Origin of the sequence: Azohydromonas lata, from assembly GCF_034427735.1 — a bacterium.
Taxonomy (GTDB): Bacteria; Pseudomonadota; Gammaproteobacteria; order Burkholderiales; family Burkholderiaceae_C; genus Azohydromonas; species Azohydromonas lata.
Map to the genome: position 1 here is coordinate 40207 of NZ_JAXOJX010000045.1, position 21678 is coordinate 61884.

Consider the following 21678-nt stretch of genomic DNA (forward strand, 5'->3'; position numbering starts at 1 on the left):
TTATCGAGGAGACAAGACGATGAGCACCGCCACGGTCGAAAATCAAGCCGTCCAATCCGGAGCCGCAGGCGCGGCAAAATTCGCGGGTTCGGACAGCCGGAAATTCAATTATTTCACGCCCAAGGGCCGCAAGCCGACGCACTACGAGGACATGACCCTTGACGTGCAGCCCGACCCCAAGCGCTATTTGCTGCAGGACTGGATTCTCTCGTTCGGGGACGGCACGCCGACCTACAGCGAGAAATGGACCTTGGCCCGCTGCAGCGACTGGCACAAGTACCGCTCGGTCGATGAAGAGTGGGAGCGCACCCACTACCAGCGCCAGTCGACCATCGTCGGGATGATCGCGCAGGCCGTGGAGAACGCGCGCCGCGCTGGGGCGCCCGCGCGCATCGACAAGACCTGGGTCAAGGTGCTGGAGAAGCATCTGGGCGCCTACAAGCATGCCGAGTTTGGCGTGGCCACGGCCCTGATGCATGCGCAGCGCTATGGCTACACGCAGATGATCAATTCGACGATTCTCACCAATGCGTCGTACAAGCTGCGTTTTGCCCAGGACCTCACGCTGTATCTCGGCGATATTGGTGTCGACATTCCCGGATTCGATGCCGAAATCGGTAAACAAGAGTGGCTGGAATCTCCCATCTGGCAGCCGACGCGCCAACTCGTGGAAAGCATAGGCGGGGCTACGGATTACCTGGAAAAGGTTTTTGCCATCAACGTGGTTTTCGAGCCCTTGATCGGCGAGTTGTTCCGCAGCGGCTTTTTCATGCAGATGGCGGCGGCGCAGAATGACTTTCTCACGCCGACCGTGGTTTCTTCGGCCGAGTGCGACTACCAGCGCAACCTGGCCAACTCCATCGAGCTGCTGCACATGCTGGTGACTGATCCCCAGCATTCAGCCCACAACATTGCACTCTTCAACAAGTGGATGGTGTTTTATGGCGACCTGGCCGTGCGGGCCGCGCTGAACCTGCAGCCGGTCTGGTCGCTGCCGCGCACCAAGGTCGCGCAATTCGAAGCGGCCTTTGATTCGGCACTGGAGCGCATGCTGACCATTTCCGCCCAGCTCGGCCTGCAATTGCCGGCTTCCATGACGAAGTAATTTCGACGATAAAGAGGAATCATCATGTCCGCCAAGGTGAACGAAAACATTTTCAAGTCGATGAACGACTTGGAGTTCAAGGATACCGTGTCCCACCAGTGTGGGGTCACGATGAACGACAGTGTCGAAGCCCGCGCCATCGCCGAGCTCATGGCCACGAAGGAGGGGATTCGCGTCACTTACCTGCCGGCCATGATCCGCATCGACGGGGAGGGCCGTATCACGTTCAAAATGGACGAGATCGCCGAGGCGCTTGGGCGCGAAATGACGCCGCACCTGTTTGAAATCTCGACCTCGACGCATTACGGTCGAATGGTGATGGTCGACGAAAATACCGTGGTACTGTTCGGCAACATGGAAGAGGCCATGGCCTACGAGTAAGGCCGGCGGGGCGCCGCCTGTCCGATAAAACAGGCGGTCGCCTTCATTGCGGCAGCGGCGATTTTCCCATCGCTCTCGTTCAATCAAGCCTGCACCAGACCAGGCGCCACGCGTGGCGCCGGCAAATTCAAATTAACAGCCTCGCGCCTGCGTAGCGTGGCGACTCAAAACAAGATATTGGGCAAACGTGCGTGGCTCGCCATTGGCGTGCGCGTTCCCTATCAACTTGCCGCCAGAAGCGGTTTAGGAGACATTCATGGCAAATATCATGCTGCATGATGACGAGGCCCGTGCCGCGCTGGGCCGGGGGGTTGCCAAACTGGCGCGCGCCGTCAGCGGCACGCTGGGGCCGCGTGGAATGAACGCCATCATCGACCGCCCATTGGGGACGCCCATCATTTCGCGTGACGGCGTCAGCATTGCCGCCGAAATCGAATTGGAAGACCCGTTCGAGAATATCGGCGCCCAGGTGGTTCGCGAGGTTTCCAAGCAGACCAACGAGGTGGCCGGCGACGGCACCACCACGGCGACGGTGCTGGCCGATGCGCTGGTGCAGGACGGGCTGGCCTGCCTGGCCCGCGGCGCCAACCCGGTGGAGCTGGTCCAGGGCGTCGAGGCCGCCACCGCGCAGGTCATCGCCGCGCTCAAGCGCATGGCCACGCCGGTGCGCGGCCACGAGGACGTGTGTGCCGTGGCGGTGGTGGCCGCCAGCGACGAAGCGACCGGGCGGCTGGTGGCCGAGGCGCTGCAGCGCGTGGGGGCCGACGGCATCGTCGAGGTCGAGTACGGCAGCACGGTGGAGACCATCCTGGAGGTGGTGGACGGCATGGCCTTCGAGCGCGGCTACCTCTCCCACCACATGGTCACCGACATCGAGAAAATGCAGGTGGTGCTGGACAATCCCTTGATCCTGATGACGGATCAACGGATCCAGACACAGGAGGAGGTCGCCGCCTTGTGCGCGCTGTCGGCCCAGGCCAAGCGGCCCTTGCTGATCGTGGCCGACGAGGTGGCGCCGGCGTGCGTCGTGAGCCTGCTGGCCTGGCGCGAGAAGGGCGGCCTGCCCGTGGCCGCCATCCATCCGCCGGAGTACGGGCATTGGCGCAAGGCCATGCTCGAAGACATCGCCATCGTCACCGGCGGCCGTGTCATCGCACGGGACCTGGGCGGCGTGGTCGCGGCGGTGCAGCCGCGCGACCTGGGCCAGGCCCGGCAGGTCCGCATCTCTTCCAACCAGACCATCATCACCGCCGGGGGCGGCGACCCCGTGGCGATTGACGCACGCCGCCAGCAGGTCACGCGCCAGCACGAGCTGGCACCGCCCAACATCGAGCGCGACAAGCTCAAGGAGCGGCTGGCCAAGCTGTCCGGCGGCACGGCCGTGATCCTGGCCGGCGGGGCGACGCCGGTGGAGCAGAAGCGGCGGCTGCACCTGATCGAGGACGCCATCCATGCCGCGCGTGCCGCCCTGGCCGAAGGGGTGGTGCCCGGCGGCGGCATGGCGCTGCTGCAGGTCGCGGGCGAGTTGTCCCGCGTCATCGAGAAGAGCGCGGGCGCCGCGCAGCAAGGGGCGCAACTGGTGCAGCGGGCGCTGTACAAGCCCCTGCACCACATCGCCCGCAACTGCGGCCTGGACCCCAAGAGCGTGCTGGGCCAGGCGCTGGATGCCAAGCCTGGCCACGGCCTGGATGCGCACAGCGGCCGCTTCGTCGATCTGGTGGCCAGCGGCATCATCGATCCGGTGCGGGTGAGCTGCAGCGCCGTGCGCAACGCGGCGTCGGTGGCCGGGCTGATCCTGACCACGCAGACGCTGATCGCCAAGAAGCCCGACCTGCTGGACCCGACCGCCGGCCCGGCGCTGGGCGGCGGTGCCGAGCTGCTCGGCCGCTCCTGAGGTCGGCGGCGATGCAGTCGCACAGGTTGCGCCGGCAACTCAAGCTGGCCCTGGGCCTACTGATCACGCTCGGCGGGATGGCCCATGGGGCCAGCCTGCTGTGGCGCGGTCTCTGCTGAGGAGGCGAGATGAATACCGATGGGCATTCCCATTGCACGGTGGGCAGCTCGCCGAGCTGCAGGGTGGCGCCATGACCGGACTTGAACAAAGCGTCGACATGCGCCTGGCGGCCCCCGTGCGCTGGCGCCTGCTCGGCTTCATCGGACCGGCCGCCATGGTCAGCGTGGGCTACATGGACCCGGGCAACTGGGGAACCGACCTGGAAGGCGGCGCACGCTTCGGCTACCAGTTGCTGTGGGTGCTGCTGGTGTCCAACCTGATCGCGTTGCTGCTGCAAAGCCTGGCGGCCAAGCTGGGCATCGTCGCCCGGCTCGACCTGGCCCAGGCCTGCCGCGCGGCCTACGCGCGGCCGGTCGTGCTGCTGCTGTGGCTGCTGTGCGAGGCCGCGATCATTGCGTGCGACCTGGCGGAAATCCTGGGCAGCGCCATCGCCTTGAACCTGCTGTTCGGCATTCCGCTGGCCTGGGGCGCCGCCATCACGGCATTCGACGTGATGCTGATCATTGCATTGCAGCATTACGGCGTCAGAAAGCTCGAAGCCATCGTCGCGGCCCTGGTGCTCACCATAGGCGTCTGCATGGTCCTGGAGCTGTTGCTGGTGCAGCCGGTCTGGAGCGCGGTGGCCAGCGGCTTCGTGCCCCGGCTGGATGACAAGAGCCTCTACATTGCCATAGGCATCCTGGGCGCCACCGTGATGCCTCACAACCTGTACCTGCATTCCTCGCTGGTGCAGACGCGGCGCATAGACCGCAGCCGGGCAGGCATCCGCGAAGCCCTTCGGTTCAACCGCATCGATACCGTCGTGGCATTGAACATTGCATTGTTCATCAACGCGGCGATCCTCATTCTCTCGGCCGGCACGTTTCATGCGCGCGGCCTGGAGATCACCGAGCTGCGCCAGGCGCACGAGTTGCTCACGCCGCTGCTGGGCACGACGCTGGCATCGCTCGTGTTCGCCATAGCGCTGCTGGCCGCGGGACAAAGCTCGACCATCACGGGCACCTTGGCGGGGCAGATCGTGATGGAAGGCTTCGTGCGGCTGCGCATGAGCCCCTTGAAGCGCCGCCTGCTCACGCGGCTGCTGGCGGTAGGCCCCGCGGTGGCCGTGCTCGCGACGTCAGGCGAGGCGGGCGTCTTGCAACTGCTCGTGCTGAGCCAGGTGGTGCTCAGCCTGCAGTTGCCCTTTGCCGTGGTGCCGCTCATCCGCTGCACCAGCGACAAGCGCCTCATGGGCGCATTTGCCAGCGCGCGCTGGGTGCGCGCTCTGGGCTGGAGCGCGTGCGTGCTGATCACCGGCCTGAACCTGTGGCTGGTCAGCGAGACCTTGAGCGGTACGGCGTCCGGCCCTGCGCGGGTGCTGATGGGCCTGCTGGCGCTGGGCTACATCGGCCTGCTGGCCTGGGTGGCCTGGGTGCCTTTGCGCAGCACGGCCACCAGCAGCCGGCAAGAGCCTGAGGGCCTCGGCGACACCGTGTGTTGACCCGCTTCGTGCGGCCTCGTGGCTGAAGCCGGGCCGGTGCATCCGCACCGCCTTGCTGATGGCTGGTGGGCATGGCGTCCCATGCCCAGGGTTTGAACGCACCGCCACGCTCGAATTTGGCGCAGTCCGCACCGAATATGAGGCCTGCAAGACCAGCGTTTCCCTGAAAAATTGATCAGGGGATTTCAATTTCGGCATCGGATTTACTCGTCTGGCGGCTCCCGCACCGACGGCGCCAGGCTGTGTTTCAAGCCGAAACACCCTTCCAGTACCAGGCGCTCCATGGCGTCCCGAAGCGGGATGCACTTTTCAACTCCTACACCAGAGGCAGACAAAATATGAGGCAAAAAATCCATGCCCGTCGGGCTGTTTGGGCCGCGCTCATCACGAATGCGGTAGGTTTGTCCTTCGCGCCGGCCCATGCCATTGATCTCGACGCAGGCGACTACACCGCATTGGCACCGGATACCAATGTGGGCCTCTTGTATTACCAACATGCCAGGCGGGAACAGTTGTATGCACAGGGGAACAGGTTGCCCCTCAACGGCAGCCTGTCCTCCGACATCGGTATTGCCCGTGGCGTTCATTTCATGGACATTGGCGGATATATCGTCAACCCACAGTTTCTGCTGCCCTTTGGCCGACTGCGCGGCAAGGGTGATCTTGAAAACCTGGGCTCCAATTCAGGTGTGGGTGATTTGATTTTGGCTGCGGCCCTTTTCACGTCCAAGCCGGAGGACAAAACGCATTTTGCCCTGATGCCTTATGTCTGGCTGCCCACGGGGCAGTACAGCCGCAACGATCCGCTCAGCCTCGGTGAAAATCGCTGGAAATTTGCATTGCAGGCAGGCTACTCCACGCCCTTGAGCACCAAGGTCACCATGGACCTCATGGGCGATGTCACGGTATTTGGCAAGAACGACGATGCCGATGACGGCGCAGGAGGACGCACCACGCTCAAGCAAAAGCCGCTGTTCGATTTGCAGGCGCACCTGCGGTATCACGTCGACGCGGCAACCGACCTGCGCTTCCAGGTCGCGCACAGCCTTGGAGGTGAAACCAAGCTCGCGGACGAATGGCAGGACAACCGGCAATCGGCGACCAGGATCAAACTGGGCGTCGGCCATTTCATGACGCCGCAAACCCAATTGCTGGCCTCGTACAACCGCGACTTGAAAGTGCGCGAGGGTTTCAAGATCAATAACGGCATCCAACTCAGGCTGTTGCACGTCTTCTGAGGACAGGTGCCTGGCACGCCTGCCCATGGAGGCTTGGGCAGGTTCTGAAGGTGACCCATTCCCGGACACGGCATCGCAATTCGATCATGCCGCTGTCCGATATTGCGACGGATTTTGGACTCCTTGGCCGCCTGCGCGCGCACCCCTGTGCGGACAAATGGATGGCTTCACAGGGGAAACGGGGGCGATGCACGCGGTGGCATGGCCTTTGCGATGCACCATTCAAGCGGACAGGCCGCGGTCCGTGACGAATTTCTGAAAACGCACACCCTCACAAAACACCATGGCAGATTCTCGACTTCCAGTGACCGTTCTCACAGGATTCCTGGGGGCCGGCAAGACGACGCTGCTGAACCGCATTCTTTCCGAGCGGCATGGCCGGCGGTATATGGTCATCGTCAACGAGTATGGCGAGATCGGTATCGATGGGTCGCTGGTCGTGGGCGTGGAAGACGAGGTTTATGAGCTCAACAACGGCTGCGTCTGCTGCAAGGTCAGGGGCGACCTGATCCGCGTGGTGTCCGGGCTGGTCCGGCGCGGCGAAAAATTCGACGGCATCCTGATAGAAACTTCCGGCATGGCCGACCCGGCGCCGGTGCTCCAGACCTTCGTATTTGATGATCTGCTGCGCCAATATGCACGCCTGGACAGCGTGGTGTGCATTGCGGACGTGCGCCATGTCTCTACCGAAGTCCGGCGCCATGTCGAGGCCGCCCAACAAATTGCCCAGGCCGATCTGGTCATTCTCAACAAGACGGATCTGGCCGATGGCCGACAAATTGAGCTCGCGGAAAATACCGTTTTTCAATTGAACCCCACCGCGCAGCAGCTCCACACGGTGCAGGGCGATGTTCCGCTTCACGAGTTGCTGGACCGTGGCGCTTTTGACCTTTCCCGCCTGCAATGGCCCGCCGCCAAATTGGGCCCGGCGGCATCGTCCCAGGCGCACCGTTATGCCGCTGTCGGTGGCGGCCGGCATGGTGCGGGCATGGGGTCGGTATCGCTCACGTTCGACCAACCTTTTGACCAGGCACGATTCACCGCGTGGCTGCAGCGCTTCATGGTTGAAGGCAGCGGCAAGATTCCTCGTGCAAAGGGAATTCTGGCGCTGGCGGACTGCGGGCTCCGCTTTGTTTTCCAAGCCGTGCACATGACCGTGGATACTCAGTTTGCCGCCCCATGGCGAGATGACGAGCCCAGGACCAGCAGGCTCGTCTTCATTGGCCAGGAGCTTGACGCCCAGGCCTTGACCGATGAGCTGATGCGCTGCTGTGCGGGCGTGGAAGCGGAGGCCTCGTGACCCCGCTGCTGGAATTGTTCGGGGTGTCCTGGACAGCACAGGCCCCCGTCGTGGCCGCCGAATGGCTGCGCGATGGCAGCGGCGTGGGCTTCGCGTTCGGTGACGGCCGCATGGCCTGGGCCCAGGCCGCCCATCCCATGGCGCCCGAGCCGGTGTCTCTGCCCCCGCACGGTGCGACCTGCCTGGCCTTCGTTGCCGATGCCGAGGACGGCTGGCTGTCGGCGGGCGATGACGGGCGGGTGCTGCAGGTGCTGCGCGACGGCCGGTCCGTTCCCCTGGTCGAGCGGCCAGGGGCGTGGATGGGCTTGCTGGCCGCCGGTGCGCGCGGGGCGCGGGCCTGTGCGGCGGGCCGGCAGCTCTTGCGCCTGTCCGGTGGGGCCACGCGCGACGTCAGCCTTCCCAGCCCGGCGACGGCAATCGCCTTCGATCCGAGCGGCCGCGTGCTGGCCGCCGCACACCATGGCGGCGTCAGCCTCTGGTCCGGCGAGGGCAGCAGCCTGCGCACGCTGCGGGCGCCGGGCTACTGCCGTTCATTGGCCTGGAGCCCTGACGGGCGCTACCTCGTCGCCGGCCTGCAGGAAAACGCCCTGCACGGGTGGCGCGTGGCCGATGGAGGCGACATCGAGATGGCCGGCTATCCGGGGCAACCGCTGTCGCTGTCGTTCACGAGCGAGGGCCGCTTCCTGGTGACCAGCGGTGCCCTGCGGCCCGTGTGCTGGCCGTTCGGCCCGCCGCGAGGCCATGGCGCGCCCCGTGAGTGCGGCATGCCCAGCCCCAGCCCGGTGACGCGCGTGGCCTGCCATGCGCACTTGCCCTTGGTGGCCGTGGGCTACCACAACGGCGCGGTGGCCTTGTGCAAGCCGGACGCCGAAGGCGCCATCGCCGTCAAGGCGCCCGGGGGCCGGGAGATCAATGCCCTGAGCTGGTCGGCCGATGGCCAGCGGCTGGCATTTGGAAGCCAAAGCGGTGGCTATGGCTGGTTGAAATTGCCGGTGGAGCATTTCCAGACGCCCCCGGCCCGCAACTCACGGGTGTGAGACATAGGAGTGGTCAACATGGCACAGGACATCCAGTACAGCATGTCGAACGAGGATCAGCGCAAGGACGAATACTTCCAGCGCCTGGCCGTCATTTCCGAAGAAATGGTCAAGGAGCTCGGGCGCGACTTCGCCATGGGCGCCCTGGTGCTGGCCGCGCGCTACATCGCCGAACGCAACGCCACCCCACCCGGCGCCGGCGCTGCGATGGCGGCGCAGGCCCACGCCCACGCCAGCGACCGGCCGGCCGCCGCCCTGTAGCCCCCGGGCGGTGGCCGGCGCGCGGCCACCGCCTCCTTCGTGAGCGCGTCAGGGCTCGGCTGACGGGCGTGCACGCTCGGCCTCGAAGCGGCGGATCTCATCGAGCGCCTCGGCCAGGTCCATCTCTATGCTTTGCATGAGCCTGCCCACCAGGTGTTCGCTCAAGGGCTTGAGCTGCTGCAGCAGCGCCTTGGTTTCGGCATACAGGCGCTCGCTCTGCGCTTCCATGATGCTGCGCGTCTCCTCGTCCAGCGCGCGGCCGCCGCCCGCGCCGTCGGACAGCGCGCCGAAGTTCAGCCGCGTCTTGCGGAACATGCCCATCTCGCCCACGGCATGGTGCAGCAGTTGCGTCACGCGGGTGATGTCGTTGTAGGCACCGTTGGTGGTGCCGTCCTCGCCGAAGAACAGCTCCTCGTTGGCCATGCCGCCCAGCAGGACGCGCACGTCGTGCTCGATGTCGCCCTTGGTCTTGAGCAGGCTGCTGCCCTGCTTGTAGAAGACGAAGCCCAGCGCGTTGTTGCGCGGAATGGCCTTGAGCGAGATCTTGATGGTCTTCATCTCGGCCAGGATGCGGTTCCAGTCATCGCCCGTCACCCGCCGCTCGCGCTCCAGGTCCACCAGGAAGTGGCCCCACTCGTGCACGGCGATGATGCGCCGGTCGCGTTCGCGCTCGTCGGTGGTGCTGGTGTTGACGTTGCCCACCAGGACGCGCTCGGCGGCCTGCATCAGCGTGTCCGCGCCGATCAGCGAGCCGGCCTGCACGGCCATGATGCCGGCCTGGTTGACGATGGTTTCCAGGTCCGCCGGGCTGCGCCCCTCGGTCACGGCCACCAGGTGGCCCAGGTCCAGCTTGGGCACCACCTTGTCGGCGCGCTGCGCCAGATAGTGGTGAATGATGTGCAGGCGCTCGTCGCGGTTGGGCAGCCTGAAGTCCACCTTCATCTGGAAGCGGCGCAGCATCGCCTCGTCCATCTGCATGGACGCGCTGCTGAAGTTGCTGGCCACGATCCAGATGATCTCGGTGTCCTCGCGGGTGCGCACGCCGTCCAGCAGCGCCAGCAGCGTGTTGGCGGTGTCGTCGTCGAACTTGCGGCGGCCGCCGCGCTTCATGAACAGGTCCTGCGCCTCGTCGAGGAAGACGATGGAGCGCTTGCGCCGCCGCGCGATGGCCACGATGCGGTTGAGCGTGCTGGAGCCGCCGGCCACGTAGCCCGTTTCCAGCGCGGCCGCGGAATGGAACAGGATGGGCAGGCCGAGCTCGCGGGCGAGGTAGCTCGCGAGCTTGGTCTTGCCGGTGCCCGCGGGCCCGCTGAACATCACGTTGAAGGGCTTGCGGATGCCGTACTCGGCGTACTCGGCGCGGCGCTGGTACTGGTCCACGATCTGGCCGACCTCGGCCTTGATGTCGTCCATGCCCACCAGCTCGTCGATGGAGCCGCTGACCTGCGCCGGTTCGATGAATTTCAGGCTCTTGAATTGGCCCTTGAGCTGGAACGCCAGGAAGCCCAGCAGGCCGATGGTCAGCAGCGCCGACAGCGCGCCGCTGGCCGTGGCGCGCCAGCCGTCGTCCGAGGATTGCGGGCGGGCATTGGCAAAGCGCTGGTCGAGGCGGTCCAGCAGCTCCTGGCCCGCCGCGCCGAGCTCGCCGCGCGGGACGAAGGCGAGCTTGGCGCCCCAGGGCGCGGTGACGGCCTTCTCGGCAAAGATGCGGGTTTCGATGTCGCTGGGGTAGTAGGCATGCAGCCGCCCCTGCGACTCCACCAGCACGATGCCCGCGCGCACGCTGAAGAGCTGCGGCTGGTAGATCACCGTGACGTGCTCCGGCGGCTGCGCCTCCAGGAAACCCAGCAGCGAGCCGCCGCCCAGCACCACCGGCAGCCGCTCGTTGAGCGCGGCGGCGCCGCCCGGCGTGGCCACGGGGATGGACTGCACGGCGTCGGCCAGGGCGGCACGCCGTTGCAGCAGCATGGCCGAGTAGATGGCCGTGGCGGGAATCAGCAGCGCCAGGGCCACCACGCCGAGCTTGGTGGCCAGGGGCTGCATCGCGAACCAGTCCTGCAGCCGGGTGGCCGACTTTTTCAGCGCCACCCAGGCTCCATCCGTGCGGCGGTTGCTCTTGGACGTATCCGACATGACCTGACCTCCGTGTTGCCCGTGCACTCACCTTGGCACCTTCAGTGCCCGGCACCACGCATTTTTATGTCGTTTCGGCGGCTTGGCGTTACCTGCGGGGCGCAGGCAGCCCGCAAGTCCGTCCGCAGCGCGCTTCACGGCCCGCATCAGTACCCGGCGGCACGCCCGGGCAAATTTGCGGCATTTGCGTCTCCGCCGCCATGACGGGACTTCGACAGGTCGCGCCACGAGCAGCAGCATTGCCGCCTGGCGTCCGCCCAACCTGGCGCGGGAGAGCGGCAGCGCCCCGCGGTAGAGCCCGCGACGCTCGCGCACGATCGCCAGGCCCAGGCCCTGATCGGCCCAGGCCAGCCCACTGGCTCACATCACTGCATACGGCCCATGGCGTTGTCCGGAGCCTCTGCGGCAGGCCGGGTGGTTTCGCTCGCAACCGGTGCAGGCCTGCAGCCCGGCTGGAGGTGCAGCCGGCTGCTTTGCTGGTGCGGGCTGTGCAGCGGCGCATAGAGCCGGATCGAAGACGGCCCCCGGTCGTCAGGCAGCCAGCGCACCGCGGGGCTGTCCTTGTCCGGATAGTTGGGGTAGCGGCCGAACCGATCGCTCAACTCCTGGCGCAAGCGGCCCAACTGCGCCGCGTCAGCCCCCTTGGGGAACTGCAGCGTGATGGTGGCCACCTCGAAGTGCTGATGCGCGCCCGCGGAGGCGACGGGCTCGAAAGCAACGACCAGCTTCGACCCGGCAGGCCCCTTGAGCATGGAGCGCGGGCGCCAGGAGTAGCCCATGTCCTCGCACACCGCGTCCAGCGATGCCAGGGCCTGCAGCGCAGGCGCATTGAACCAGCGCCAGGGCCAGTAGGCCAGCGCCGTCTCGACAGCCCGCGCATCGCCTCTGAGCGCGCGGGCAATGCGGCGCTGGCCGCGCATCGGCGTTGCCGAAGGTGCGGGCAGTTTCACTTCCAGCCAGGGAAGGGCCAGCAGCGACTGGAGATCGGCGCCGACGCAGACGCGCCCAATGCAGGGCGCAGGCAGCGAAGGGCTTTGGGCCGCGGCATGGGCCGGGCACGAGAGAAGGCTGCCCATCAGCAGCAAGGGCAAGGCAAGGGATTTCACAGGAGGAGGTCAACAAGGGCGAGCCGGCCTTGCCGGCGAAGCGTCAGGCTGCATGAGCCGGACACCGCGTCGCGCCCGCGCGGGCATGCGGGCAGGAGCGGCTTGGCGACAGCCGCATCGCTTCAGTATGCCCCGCGCGCCTTGGCCCTGTCGCCGCTGCGCCTGCCGTTGCGCCGCCAGTGCTGGCAGGCATCCGGACCCCATGGCCCGCGGCCGAGCCAGCGCAGCGTGTCCTTCAGGCCAGGATTTACAAAAGGACGCTTCTGTACGATGGAGCCTTCAGGGGCTCGCGAGCCCCGTTGTACGCAGCGCCAGAGACCGGAGAGACGACCACCATGCCGATGATTTTTGTACGCTGGCGCGTTGTGCTGGCCACTGCGGGCTTGGCCGCGGCCACCTTTGCAGCAGCGCAGCCGGCATTGCCGCCCCAGGCGGGCGCCAGCGGCGCCATGGCGGGCGAGCAGCGCGCATCGTCCTGGGCATCGCTGACACCCCTGCAGCGATCGGCGCTGGCACCGCTGCAGCAGGATTGGGATTCGCTGGATGCAACGCGCCAGAGCAAGTGGCTTGGGATTGCGCGCCGGTTTTCGGCCATGTCGCCGCAGGAGCAGGCGCGCGTGCAGCATCGCATGGATCGATGGGCCAACTTGTCGGCCGAGGCCCGCAGCCGCGCACGGCTGCAGTTCCAGCAAACGCGCCAGCTCAGCCCCCAGGAGCGCCGTGCCGCTTGGGAGGCCTACCAGGCGCTGCCGCTTGAAGAGCGGCGCGAACTGGCCAAGCAAGCAACCGCTGCGGCTGCGTCCAAGCCGGGGCCCAGCGCGGGGCCGGTCAACAAATCCTCCCTCGTGCACGCACCAGCCGCCGTGGCGGTCAAGCCTGTGGGGCCCACCTTGGTACAGGCGGCGCCCGGCGCCACCACGACCAGCGTCACCCGCCATGCCCGGCCGCCGCTGTACCAGCAGCCCGGACTGCCCAAGCTGGCCGCCACGTCGGACTTCGTGGACAAGCTCACCCTCTTGCCCAAGCGGGGAGTCCAGGCCGCGGCCATGGCCCCGTCTGCTGCGGACGCTCAAGCGGCTGCGGTGCAGTGACGGCGCCCGCCCGGGGCACGCGGGGCCCGGTCTCACCGCCTTGCAGCGTTGCCCGGTGATTCACCCGGGGCTGTCCCCGGGAAGCAAGATTGGACAAGGGGCGCCGCACGGATCGCCGCGTCAGCGCGCCGGAACGGCGGTGGCCGCCGCGGCATCGGTCACGCCGGGAATGTCGGCGGTCGGCCGTCCGAAGCGGCCCTTGAGGGCGTCCACGCCGGACTGCGGCCGGGCCAGGCCCGTGAGGTCCGAACGCTCCGCGCGCTTGGCGCTGCTGTCCACGCCCATGCGGCGGTCCCGCTGCTCCACGAGCTCCGGCACCGCTTCGCCATCCCGGTTGAAGGACCAGGCCAGCATCGGCGGCCCAAGCGGGAGCGGGTCGCCGCTCTTGCCCAGGGAGCCCGTGTCCCAGACGTGCCAGGTCTTGCCGTAGCTATTGAGCTTGGACTTCATCAAGGCCTTCTCCGCCACGTCGGGGATGCCGGGCGCCACGAGCTGGCCGGAGAGGATCTCGCCGTTGTGCGGGTGCCAGAGCTTGCGCTCCGCCTGCGGCAAGGTCGCGAACAGCTTCTCCGAGACGATGTACTCGATGCCGTTGAGACGTGCCTGCGCGGTGTTGCCGTCGAAGAGCACGCACTGTGCGAAGTCCTCGTTGATCTGGTGGCAGTAGTGGTGCGCCTCCATCTGCTGCGCGGGATCGTCCTTCATCGGGTGGAAGCCCACGAGGTAGATGTCCATGGGCCGCAGCGGCGCCTGCGCCTGCAGCAAGCGCGCACCGGCCTCCAGCACCCGTGTCTTGGCCGACTTCTCGTCGCCGGGGGGCGAACCGCCTGGCGGTACCTGGGCGCACGCGGCACACAGCAGCGCCGCCGCAATGCCGGCCGCCGTGCGCGGCACCGGGCGGCGTTCCGCGCCCGCCTTGCCGCGCCAGCGGTGGATGCCTGGATCTCCGGACTGCCTCATGGGGCGCTCCTCGCCATTCGGACCTTGCAATGGATCGGCTGCCCGGGCGGGCGCCGCTTCCCGGGGCGCAGCAGCAAGCATGGCTCCCGGGCGGGCCGGGGAATGCCGCGAGCGCCCGCGCGGCGCATGGGGCTTCACCTGCCCGGCAGGCGCGCTTCATTGGCAGCACGGGCCCTGCGCGGAAGTGCCCGGTTACTTGGCGGCCTCAGGGCGCAACTTCTTCATGTTCTCCGTCAGCGGCTGGAACGGACCGTACTTGTGCTGCTCGGCCGGGGCGCCGTCCACGTACGGGCCGAACGCGGCGTCCACGGGCTTGTTCCAGCGCGCCGGAAAGTCCTTGTCCAGGCCCGCCTTGACGGGCCGCGGCTGGCTGAGCACGTAGGCGGCCACGTCATAGGCTTCGTCGTCGCTGAGCTGCGGGCTGGCGTGCGTGGTCCCCAGCGGCATGTTGTTCCTGATGAACGCGGCGGCCGTGAGCAGCCGGTTCATGCCCGCGCCGTTGTTGAAGCTGTCCGGGCCCCACAGCGCGGGAAACAGGTAGCCCTGGCCGTCACCGGCCTGGCCCGCGCGCACGCCGGCACCGTCAGCCCCGTGGCAGCTCGCGCACTTGCCCGCATACACCTGGGCGCCAGCCTGGGTGTCGGCGCGTCGTGCCGGCGGGCTGAACGCGGGCAATCCCTGGCCTTCGACGCGGGCGCCGACCGGCACGTCCCTGGAAAGGAAGTGCATGTAGGCCATGAAGGCCTTCATCTCCTGACCGTCCAGCGGCAGCGGCTTGCCGTTCATGCTGCGTTCCATGCAGCCGTTGACGCGCTCCTGCAGCGTGCTGACGGCGTCCTCACGTGCGCGGTACTGCGGGAACGTGGCATGCGCGCCGACCCAGGGAATGGCGAAGCTTTTGGTGCCGGCCGCCTCGTGGCAGGAGGCACAGGCGAGGTTGTTGCCGGCGTAGCGCAGCTTCGCGTTCTTCGCCTCGGGTCCGAGGTACGCCGGCGTCTTCTCGGTGAGCTCCTTGCCGTAGCGCACAAGGCGGCCATAGGGGTCGTCAGGCAGCTTGGACACGTCGTAGGCCGCGGCGTCCTTGATGCCGGGGGCGGCCGCCAGGGGGGCTGTGCTCGCCAATGCCAGGGCGGTCATGCACAAGATCGTCTTCATGGTGCTGTCTCCTCGTCCGTGTGGGAATAAAGCTTGTTGCGATGGCAACGACAACGCGATGCGCAGGGGTGGTTTCGGCTAGCGGGATGCGCAGCGCCGGGTGGTCCTGGGGCGGTGCTCACGGGAGATGCCTGCCGGGTGGGTCATGCCGCCGGAAGCGGCGGCGCTTGAGGCCCGCGTCACTCGGGTCCGAGGACCCTGGCCAGCGCGCCGTCGGGAATGCCCTGGCGCGCCTGGACCTGGCCCTTGTCGTTGAGCCAGACCGCAGCCGGCGTGGCCTGCAACCCGTAGGCCGCCATGAGCGTTGCGTTGGCGTCGAGCTGCGCCTTCACCGCGGCCGGGACGCTGAACAGCGGCTTCACGCCCGCCTCGCCCAGGGGCCTGGGGCGGGTGCCGGTGGCCAGGGCCTGCTGCGTGGGCCCGGCGTGGGCGCGCTCATGCGCGGCCAGCGCGGCCACCGGGTCGGCCGCGCTCAGCAGTGCCGCGGCCCGCCCGGCACTGGTGGGCGTGAGGATGCCCACGATGACGTGGCGCAACTGCACCTTGCCCTTGTCCACCCAGGGGCGCGCATCCGCCCAGAACTTGGCGCAGAAGGGGCAGTTGGGGTCGGTGAAGACGTAGACCTTGCGCGGCGCATCGTCGCGCCCGTCGGCGATCCAGCGGCTCTGGCCCAACTGCGCCCGGACCTCGCGGCTGGCGGCTGCGTCCGTGCCCTGTGCCGGCGAGGCCGTGGACCAGCCCAGGCTGAACGCGGCCAGCAGGCACGACCCCAGGTGTCGGCGCGTGAGCCCGCGGGTCTTGGAAAGCGTGGAGATTGTCATGGGGTGGTGGGTCCGGTGAGGGAGGACGCTTGGCGTAGCTGCTGGAGCTGCCGTGCCAGCGTGGCGGCCGAGAGCTCGCCCACGCGGGTGCCGGCCAAGCGCCCCTGGGCGTCGAAGAAGAAGGTGGTGGGCAGTGCCTGCCGGCCCAATGCGAGGCCGGCTTGCTGACGCTCGTCGACCAGGACGTGGCGCAGCTCCAGCCCCTGGCGCCGGAGGTAGCGCTCGATGAGCTGCGCAGCCTCTCCCTGGTTCACGAACACGAAGTTCAGGTCCGGATGCGCTTGCTGTGCCTGCTGCAGCACCGGCATCTCGCGTCGGCAAGGCGGGCACCAGGTGGCCCAGAGGTTGATCACGGTGGGCCGGCCGCCGAAGCTCGCCAGCGGCACGGTGGCGCCGTCCAGCGAGCGCAAGGCCAGCGCGGGCAACGGTTGGGCGGGACGCGCAACCCACAGCAGCGCCAGGTGGCCGGCGACCAGCGTCGCGCCGGTTGCCAGCACGGTGGCGACCACGCTGCGGCGCAGCGCGCCCTGGTGGCGCACCGCATGCAAGCCATGAAGGCAGGCCGCCGCGAGGCCCCATCCCGGCTCCCAGCCGCCATCGCGGATGTCGAGGATGGACAGCGGCTCGGCCAGATAGGCGCCGCGCCACTGCAGCACGAAGGCCAGCCGCGACACCGCCAGGCCCACCAGCAACATGCGCCACAGCACGCGTTCCACGTCGAGGCCTGCGCGCCGGCCCAGGCGCATGCCCACCTGGTGGCCCACGGCCAGGGCAGCCACGGTCAGCAGCACGCCGAGGGACAAGGCCAGGGGGCCCAACTGCAGGACCTGCGTCATGCGGGCTGCTCCTGGACGACAGATGGCTTGCGGCGGGCGGCGGCTTGACGCTGCAGCAACTGCGCCGCATCGAACTCGCCCACCAGCCGCGCCGAGCGCTGCTCGCGGCCCTGGGCATCGAAGAACAGCACCGTGGGCGGGCCGGCCACCTGCAGCGTGCGCATGAGCGCCTGGTGGTGCGCGTCGTTGGCCGTGACGTCCGCGCTCAGCAGCACCATGCCGGCCAGCGCCTGCTGCACCTGCGCGTCGGCGAAGACCTCGCGCTTGATGGCTTTGCACGAGATGCACCCGTCGGCATGAAAGTCCACCATCGTCGCGCGCCCCTCGGCGCGGGCGGCCGCCACCCGGGCGTGCAGCTCGTCGATGCTGGCCACCGGCTCGAAGCGGAGCTCGGCCGCCGGACGCGCCGACGCCACGCCCAGCGGCAGCGGGCGCCAGGGGTCAGAGGCGCCGGCAGCCGCCCCCAGCAGCAGGGCGCCCCACAACAGCAGCGCCAGCGGCGCGGGCGCTGCAGTGCCGGGCGCCACGGATGCCGCAGGAGCGGTTGCGGCGAACTGCACGGTGCGGGTTTGGGGCGGATAGCACAACCCGGCCTCGGCGCAACCTTGCCACGTCACGCGCAAGGCGTCGGCGCCCGCCGCATCGAGCTGCATCGCCACACCGCCGTGGTAGACCTCCACGACGCCGAAGTTCGCATCGTCCTTGCGCTCGCCTGGCGGCAGCGCCGGCTGCAGCGGCTGCCCCGAAGGCAAGGCGCTGACCGCGAAGCGCTCGCGGTAGAGGTAGTAGCCCGGCGCGATGCGCCATTGCAGCCGGGCCCGCCCGGCTTCGAGGCTGACGGTTTCGAGCCTGAAGGCCTGCTCGGCCGTCAGGAACTCTTGCGCGCCCAACGCGGGCCAGCACCAGCCCAGGAACAGTCCCAGGCCACAGGCGGCGGCAAGGCGGGCGAGCAGGTGTCGAGCAGCGGGCATGGAACTCACAGGCGCCAAGGGGCGTCGTTGGAATGCAACGCATGCTTGGCCGCACCGATTAACGGGGCGTTAACGCTGGCTTCATCGAATGCGGCAACAGTCGCTCGCCTGTCCTGCTGCTGTTTTTGGAGTTGCGCTTGCGTGTCTTGCTGATCGAGGACGATCCCCTGGTGGCCAGCGGCATCGTGGCCGGACTGCGCCTGCTCGGCCTCACGGTCGATCACGTGGACACGGCCTCCAAGGCCCGCGCGGCGCTGGCGGCGTCGGACTTCGACGTCTGCGTGCTGGACCTGGGCTTGCCTGACGAGGACGGCATGGGCGTGCTGGCGCGCTGGCGTGCGCAGGGCGTGCGCATACCGGTGCTGGTGCTCACGGCACGCGACGCGGTGGAGCACCGCGTCGCCGGCCTGCACGCCGGAGCCGACGACTACCTGGTCAAACCGTTCGACCTCGACGAACTGCACGCGCGCCTGCATGCGCTGCTGCGTCGCGTCAGCGGGCGCGCCAGCGACGCCATCGAGCACGGGGCGCTGCGCCTGCAGGCCTCCAGCGGCCAGGCGTGGCTGCGCGCAAAGCCCGTGGAGCTGTCGCGGCGCGAGCTGGCGCTGCTGAGCACCCTGCTGCACAACCCGGGGCGCATCCTCAGCGCCGATCAGTTGCAGGACAGCCTCTACGGCTTCGGCACCGAGATCGAGAGCAACGCCGTGAACGTGCACATCCACCACCTGCGGCGCAAGCTCGGCGCCGGCATCGTCGAGACGGTACGCGGGCTGGGCTACCGGCTGGGCCGTGCGGAGGACGTGCAATGAAGACGCTGCGCGCGCGCCTGGTGGCGACCCTGGCGCTGTCGCTGGCGGCGCTGTGGAGCGCGGTGGCGGTGTGGATGTTCCTGGACGTGCGCCAGGAGCTGCGCACGGCACTGGACGAGCGGCTGGCCGCCTCGGCGCGCATGGTGGCGGGGCTGGTGGCGCAACTGCCGGCCGAGCGGCTGCGTGCCGGCGCCGCCGACGCTGCCGCGCTGGACGTGATCGGCCGCGACGGGCTGGCCTGCGAGGTGAGCCTGGTGCGCGGCGAGGTGTGGCAGCCGCCGCAGACGATTGCCCGCACGGGTTCGAGCCCGGGGCTGCAGGCGGCGGCAGCGGGCTACGGCACGCAGGTGTTCGGCGGCAAGCCCTGGCGCACTTACGTGCTGGAGGAGAAGGGGCTGCGCATCGCCACGGCCGACCGGCTGGACGTGCGCACGCGGCTGCTGCGCGAGGTGGCGCTGTCCGCGGCTGTGCCTTTCGTGATCGCGCTGGGCGGCAGCCTGGGGCTGCTGTGGCTGGGCGTGGGTCACGGGCTGCGGCCGCTGGAGCGGATGCGCCGGGTGCTGGCGGACCGGCCGGCCGACGCGCACACCCCGTTGCCGCCCATAGACGCGCCAGCCGAGCTGCGCCCGCTCATGGCCACCGTGGACCACCTGCTGCAACGCGTTCAGGAGGCCATCTCGCGCGAGCGGCGCTTCACCGACGATGCGGCCCACGAGCTGCGCACGCCGCTGACCGCGATCAAGACCCACCTGCAGGTGCTGCGCCTGTCATGCCGGGACCGCGACATCGATGACACCACGGCGCAGGCTCTGGGCAACGCCGAGAGCGGCGTTGCGCGGCTGCAGCACACCCTGGACCAACTGCTGCTGCTGGCGCGGCTGGACGGCCAGGCCCACACGCAAGCCGTTGCGCAGGCGGACGCACAGGAGGCGGCACGGCTGGCCATCGCCGACGCCGCGGTCGCCGCGTCGGGCCGCGTCACGCTGGAGGACGCGCAGGTGCACGTCTCGGTGCCCGTGCCGCTGCCGCTGCTGGTGTGCGCGCTGCGCAACCTGCTGGACAACGCCTTGAGGCATGCGCCGCCCGGTACCGCGGTGGTCCTGCGCCTTGCCGGCCTGGACGCCGGCGTGGCGTTCAGCGTGCTCGACGAAGGGCCGGGAATGACGGTGCAGGAGTGCGAGCAGGCGCCGCGGCGCTTCTGGCGCCGCCATGGCGGCAGCACCGGCAGCGGCCTGGGCCTGTCCATCGTCGAGTCGATCGCCCGACGCCATGGCGGCCGGCTCCAGCTCATGCCAAGGGCGGGCAAGGGCCTGGAGGCCCGGCTGCTGCTGCCTGCCGTGCAAGCCGCCTAGCGCGCGATGTCAAAGGCGCCGGCCCTCACCGCGCCAGCCACCGGCCCCAGGCGTGCGATGCGCCAGGAGGGCGCCCTCAGCACGGGCGCACGCCGCGCTCCAGCCGGCTGTTGAGCCAGGCCGGCTCGAACCTCACTGCGCCATGCACCGTGCATAAATGGTCGGGCAAGCAGTTTCCAGCCCGCCCGCGCCAGTCGCCGGAAACTCCGGTGAACGGAACATGGCTAGCACCTTTTCCCAAGGCCGATAAGCCGTCTCCAAAACGCGGTGCCAGAAAACATAATTGCTGTGCAGGCGGTTGTGTGCGAAATCGTAGAGCTCGCGCGCCGGCGGCGGATCCCATGGCCCGCCCAGAGACCTCGCGTAATAACAATCCGATTCCACCTGCATGCCCACCGGTACCTTGCCGCTGGCCTGCACAATGGGCGGGTAGACCAGCCGTTCGTGGTCCGCGTCGTTGAGAAACACGTCGGGCCCCCCAATGCCTACGCCCTTGTCCAGCAGGTTTGCAACCACTTGCCGCGTATACGGCGGGGGGAAATTGACATACTGGATCACCACGGTGTGGGAAAATGCCTGGCGCGCGATGGCATCTACCCGGATCAGGTTGTCGTAAAAACTGGCCTTCTGCACATCGGTCACCGGAATCACCGGGCGGCCAAAAGCCGTCTCGTTGATGATCAGCACTTCGAACCAGGGGTTGGCGTCGTAGCGCGCGGCCAGTGCCTTGACCAGGCGGGCCAGCCGGTAATAGGTATTGCTGTCCCACAGCGTGATGTTGTCCCCTACGGTGCCCTTGAACTTGGCGACCTCGAAGACGCCGCCGTCGAACCATGGCGCCTTCAGGTAGTCCGGCGCGGCCTTGCCGGCGATGAAATTCTTGGTGGTCAACAGCAGGCCAAAGCGCTTGTTATGTGCCGCGGCCAGCGCCATATATCGATCGATCCGGCTGAAATCGTAGACGTCCTTTTGCGGCTCCAACTGGCGCCAGAAGACGCGCAGCACCATGCCTTTTACAAAGGGCAAATCCTGGATTTCGTCAAGGCCGGCGTGGACGTCGCTGTCCTCTACGTCGGCGGCAAATGCCATGTAATGGCCTGGATTCCATTTGACGGTGCCCATGCCGGCTTCGGCCTGAACATGAGGCTCCAGCGTGGCGGGGAATTCAAGCCGGTCCACGCTGCCCACCTCGGTGCCGCCGCCGCAACCGGCCAGTAATAAGGGAAGCAGTAAGGTTGGCAGTGCGGTTTGGGGTACGTTTGGCAATAAGAATCGCAATAGATTTCGTAAGGCTGCAAACAGCCTCAGGACGAGCATGTGGAATCTCATGGCGTGCCCCTCAAATCATGAAAATAATGGTGGCGTGCCCTAAGGGCGTCCATAAGAAAAAAATAGTGTGCCGCTGAAGAAACAGCAAGGCTCACCTTGCTGTTTCGTGATCAAAATCAATTCTTGATAATTTCTTGTCGAGTTTTAAATCAGTATGTACTTACTGTGCTGGCGGCGTTTGAAGAACAAGGGTCAATAATCCCTGGGCGGCGCGCCGCGCCGCGCCGTGTCCCGGCGCAAGCGGCACGGCAACGCCGCTTGCAACGGACGCCAGGCGCTGCGGGGCAACCAGGCGAAGG

The 21678-nt window shown here is 67.8% G+C and carries 19 protein-coding genes; 11 read left to right on the plus strand and 8 right to left on the minus strand.

Going from position 1 to position 21678, the window contains the following annotated elements; all coding sequences use genetic code 11:
* Positions 1-19 precede the first annotated feature (19 nt).
* The 8 genes from SM757_RS23355 to SM757_RS23390 all read left to right on the plus strand — a co-directional run bounded on the left by SM757_RS23355 (position 20) and on the right by SM757_RS23390 (position 8816).
* Positions 20-1105: a ferritin family protein gene (locus SM757_RS23355; RefSeq protein ID WP_322467234.1), complete on the plus strand. Its 1086-nt coding sequence runs from the start codon at positions 20-22 to the stop codon at positions 1103-1105.
* Between the two features lie 24 nt (positions 1106-1129).
* Complete coding sequence (locus SM757_RS23360; RefSeq protein ID WP_322467235.1) at positions 1130-1486, plus strand: MmoB/DmpM family protein; 357 nt, start codon at positions 1130-1132, stop codon at positions 1484-1486.
* 256 nt (positions 1487-1742) lie between these two features.
* Positions 1743-3380 (plus strand): molecular chaperone GroEL, encoded by a 1638-nt coding sequence (gene groEL, locus SM757_RS23365; protein WP_322467236.1) that lies wholly within the window; start codon positions 1743-1745, stop codon positions 3378-3380.
* A 190-nt stretch (positions 3381-3570) separates the two neighbouring features.
* Positions 3571-4980: an Nramp family divalent metal transporter gene (locus SM757_RS23370; protein ID WP_322467237.1), complete on the plus strand. Its 1410-nt coding sequence runs from the start codon at positions 3571-3573 to the stop codon at positions 4978-4980.
* A 242-nt stretch (positions 4981-5222) separates the two neighbouring features.
* Entirely contained in the window at positions 5223-6218 is a 996-nt protein-coding gene (locus SM757_RS23375; RefSeq protein ID WP_322467238.1) for a transporter, read from the plus strand.
* A 283-nt stretch (positions 6219-6501) separates the two neighbouring features.
* Entirely contained in the window at positions 6502-7518 is a 1017-nt protein-coding gene (locus SM757_RS23380) for a CobW family GTP-binding protein (RefSeq protein ID WP_322467239.1), read from the plus strand.
* On the plus strand, positions 7515-8555 hold the full coding sequence (locus SM757_RS23385) for a WD40 repeat domain-containing protein (RefSeq protein ID WP_322467240.1): 1041 nt from the start codon (positions 7515-7517) through the stop codon (positions 8553-8555). Before SM757_RS23380 ends, SM757_RS23385 begins: the two co-directional genes overlap by 4 nt.
* A gap of 18 nt (positions 8556-8573) precedes the next feature.
* Positions 8574-8816 (plus strand): hypothetical protein, encoded by a 243-nt coding sequence (locus SM757_RS23390; RefSeq protein ID WP_322467241.1) that lies wholly within the window; start codon positions 8574-8576, stop codon positions 8814-8816.
* Positions 8817-8864: 48 nt separating this feature from the next.
* Here SM757_RS23390 and SM757_RS23395 read toward each other — a convergent pair whose 3' ends face one another.
* Positions 8865-10949: an AAA family ATPase gene (locus SM757_RS23395; RefSeq protein ID WP_066335495.1), complete on the minus strand. Its 2085-nt coding sequence runs from the start codon at positions 10947-10949 to the stop codon at positions 8865-8867.
* A gap of 365 nt (positions 10950-11314) precedes the next feature.
* Positions 11315-12040: a hypothetical protein gene (locus SM757_RS23400; RefSeq protein WP_322467242.1), complete on the minus strand. Its 726-nt coding sequence runs from the start codon at positions 12038-12040 to the stop codon at positions 11315-11317.
* Between the two features lie 350 nt (positions 12041-12390).
* Here SM757_RS23400 and SM757_RS23405 point away from each other — a divergent pair, with 350 nt between their 5' ends.
* Positions 12391-13146, plus strand: coding sequence for a DUF3106 domain-containing protein (locus tag SM757_RS23405; protein WP_322467243.1), 756 nt, complete (start codon positions 12391-12393; stop codon positions 13144-13146).
* A gap of 120 nt (positions 13147-13266) precedes the next feature.
* On the opposite strand, the gene SM757_RS23410 is transcribed toward SM757_RS23405, so the two are convergent.
* From SM757_RS23410 to SM757_RS23430, 5 genes are all read right to left on the minus strand, one after another.
* The gene (locus SM757_RS23410; RefSeq protein WP_322467244.1) at positions 13267-14106 is read right to left on the minus strand and encodes an OBAP family protein; all 840 of its coding nucleotides are present in this window, start codon (positions 14104-14106) and stop codon (positions 13267-13269) included.
* Between the two features lie 192 nt (positions 14107-14298).
* Positions 14299-15261, minus strand: coding sequence for a c-type cytochrome (locus SM757_RS23415; RefSeq protein WP_322467245.1), 963 nt, complete (start codon positions 15259-15261; stop codon positions 14299-14301).
* 179 nt (positions 15262-15440) lie between these two features.
* Positions 15441-16082 carry a thiol:disulfide interchange protein DsbG gene (dsbG, locus tag SM757_RS23420; protein ID WP_322467246.1) on the minus strand — a complete coding sequence of 214 codons (642 nt, stop codon included), beginning with the start codon at positions 16080-16082 and terminating at the stop codon, positions 15441-15443.
* Positions 16079-16918 (minus strand): TlpA family protein disulfide reductase, encoded by an 840-nt coding sequence (locus tag SM757_RS23425; RefSeq protein ID WP_066335508.1) that lies wholly within the window; start codon positions 16916-16918, stop codon positions 16079-16081. Before SM757_RS23425 ends, dsbG begins: the two co-directional genes overlap by 4 nt.
* The gene (locus SM757_RS23430) at positions 16915-17889 is read right to left on the minus strand and encodes a protein-disulfide reductase DsbD (RefSeq protein WP_322467247.1); all 975 of its coding nucleotides are present in this window, start codon (positions 17887-17889) and stop codon (positions 16915-16917) included. The genes SM757_RS23425 and SM757_RS23430 overlap by 4 nt, the downstream gene beginning before the upstream one ends.
* A gap of 137 nt (positions 17890-18026) precedes the next feature.
* Between SM757_RS23430 and SM757_RS23435 the strand changes: the two genes are divergently transcribed.
* Both SM757_RS23435 and SM757_RS23440 read left to right on the plus strand, forming a co-directional pair.
* Positions 18027-18698: a response regulator gene (locus SM757_RS23435; protein ID WP_322467248.1), complete on the plus strand. Its 672-nt coding sequence runs from the start codon at positions 18027-18029 to the stop codon at positions 18696-18698.
* Positions 18695-20050 (plus strand): ATP-binding protein, encoded by a 1356-nt coding sequence (locus SM757_RS23440; protein ID WP_322467249.1) that lies wholly within the window; start codon positions 18695-18697, stop codon positions 20048-20050. The genes SM757_RS23435 and SM757_RS23440 overlap by 4 nt, the downstream gene beginning before the upstream one ends.
* 132 nt (positions 20051-20182) lie before the next feature.
* Here SM757_RS23440 and SM757_RS23445 read toward each other — a convergent pair whose 3' ends face one another.
* Positions 20183-21367 (minus strand): hypothetical protein, encoded by a 1185-nt coding sequence (locus tag SM757_RS23445; protein ID WP_322467250.1) that lies wholly within the window; start codon positions 21365-21367, stop codon positions 20183-20185.
* Positions 21368-21678: the final 311 nt, after the last annotated feature.

Bases quoted from the DNA above. Each gene is read 5' to 3' on its own strand.
- SM757_RS23360 (WP_322467235.1), top strand. From the start codon at position 1,130: ATGTCCGCCAAGGTGAACGAAAACATTTTCAAGTCGATGAACGACTTG.
- SM757_RS23440 (WP_322467249.1), top strand. From the start codon at position 18,695: ATGAAGACGCTGCGCGCGCGCCTGGTGGCGACCCTGGCGCTGTCGCTG.
- SM757_RS23395 (WP_066335495.1), bottom strand. From the start codon at position 10,949: ATGTCGGATACGTCCAAGAGCAACCGCCGCACGGATGGAGCCTGGGTG.
- groEL (WP_322467236.1), top strand. From the start codon at position 1,743: ATGGCAAATATCATGCTGCATGATGACGAGGCCCGTGCCGCGCTGGGC.
- SM757_RS23415 (WP_322467245.1), bottom strand. From the start codon at position 15,261: ATGAAGACGATCTTGTGCATGACCGCCCTGGCATTGGCGAGCACAGCC.
- SM757_RS23390 (WP_322467241.1), top strand. From the start codon at position 8,574: ATGGCACAGGACATCCAGTACAGCATGTCGAACGAGGATCAGCGCAAG.
- SM757_RS23425 (WP_066335508.1), bottom strand. From the start codon at position 16,918: ATGACGCAGGTCCTGCAGTTGGGCCCCCTGGCCTTGTCCCTCGGCGTG.
- SM757_RS23370 (WP_322467237.1), top strand. From the start codon at position 3,571: ATGACCGGACTTGAACAAAGCGTCGACATGCGCCTGGCGGCCCCCGTG.
- SM757_RS23355 (WP_322467234.1), top strand. From the start codon at position 20: ATGAGCACCGCCACGGTCGAAAATCAAGCCGTCCAATCCGGAGCCGCA.
- SM757_RS23380 (WP_322467239.1), top strand. From the start codon at position 6,502: ATGGCAGATTCTCGACTTCCAGTGACCGTTCTCACAGGATTCCTGGGG.
- dsbG (WP_322467246.1), bottom strand. From the start codon at position 16,082: ATGACAATCTCCACGCTTTCCAAGACCCGCGGGCTCACGCGCCGACAC.
- SM757_RS23410 (WP_322467244.1), bottom strand. From the start codon at position 14,106: ATGAGGCAGTCCGGAGATCCAGGCATCCACCGCTGGCGCGGCAAGGCG.
- SM757_RS23430 (WP_322467247.1), bottom strand. From the start codon at position 17,889: ATGCCCGCTGCTCGACACCTGCTCGCCCGCCTTGCCGCCGCCTGTGGC.
- SM757_RS23445 (WP_322467250.1), bottom strand. From the start codon at position 21,367: ATGCTCGTCCTGAGGCTGTTTGCAGCCTTACGAAATCTATTGCGATTC.
- SM757_RS23405 (WP_322467243.1), top strand. From the start codon at position 12,391: ATGCCGATGATTTTTGTACGCTGGCGCGTTGTGCTGGCCACTGCGGGC.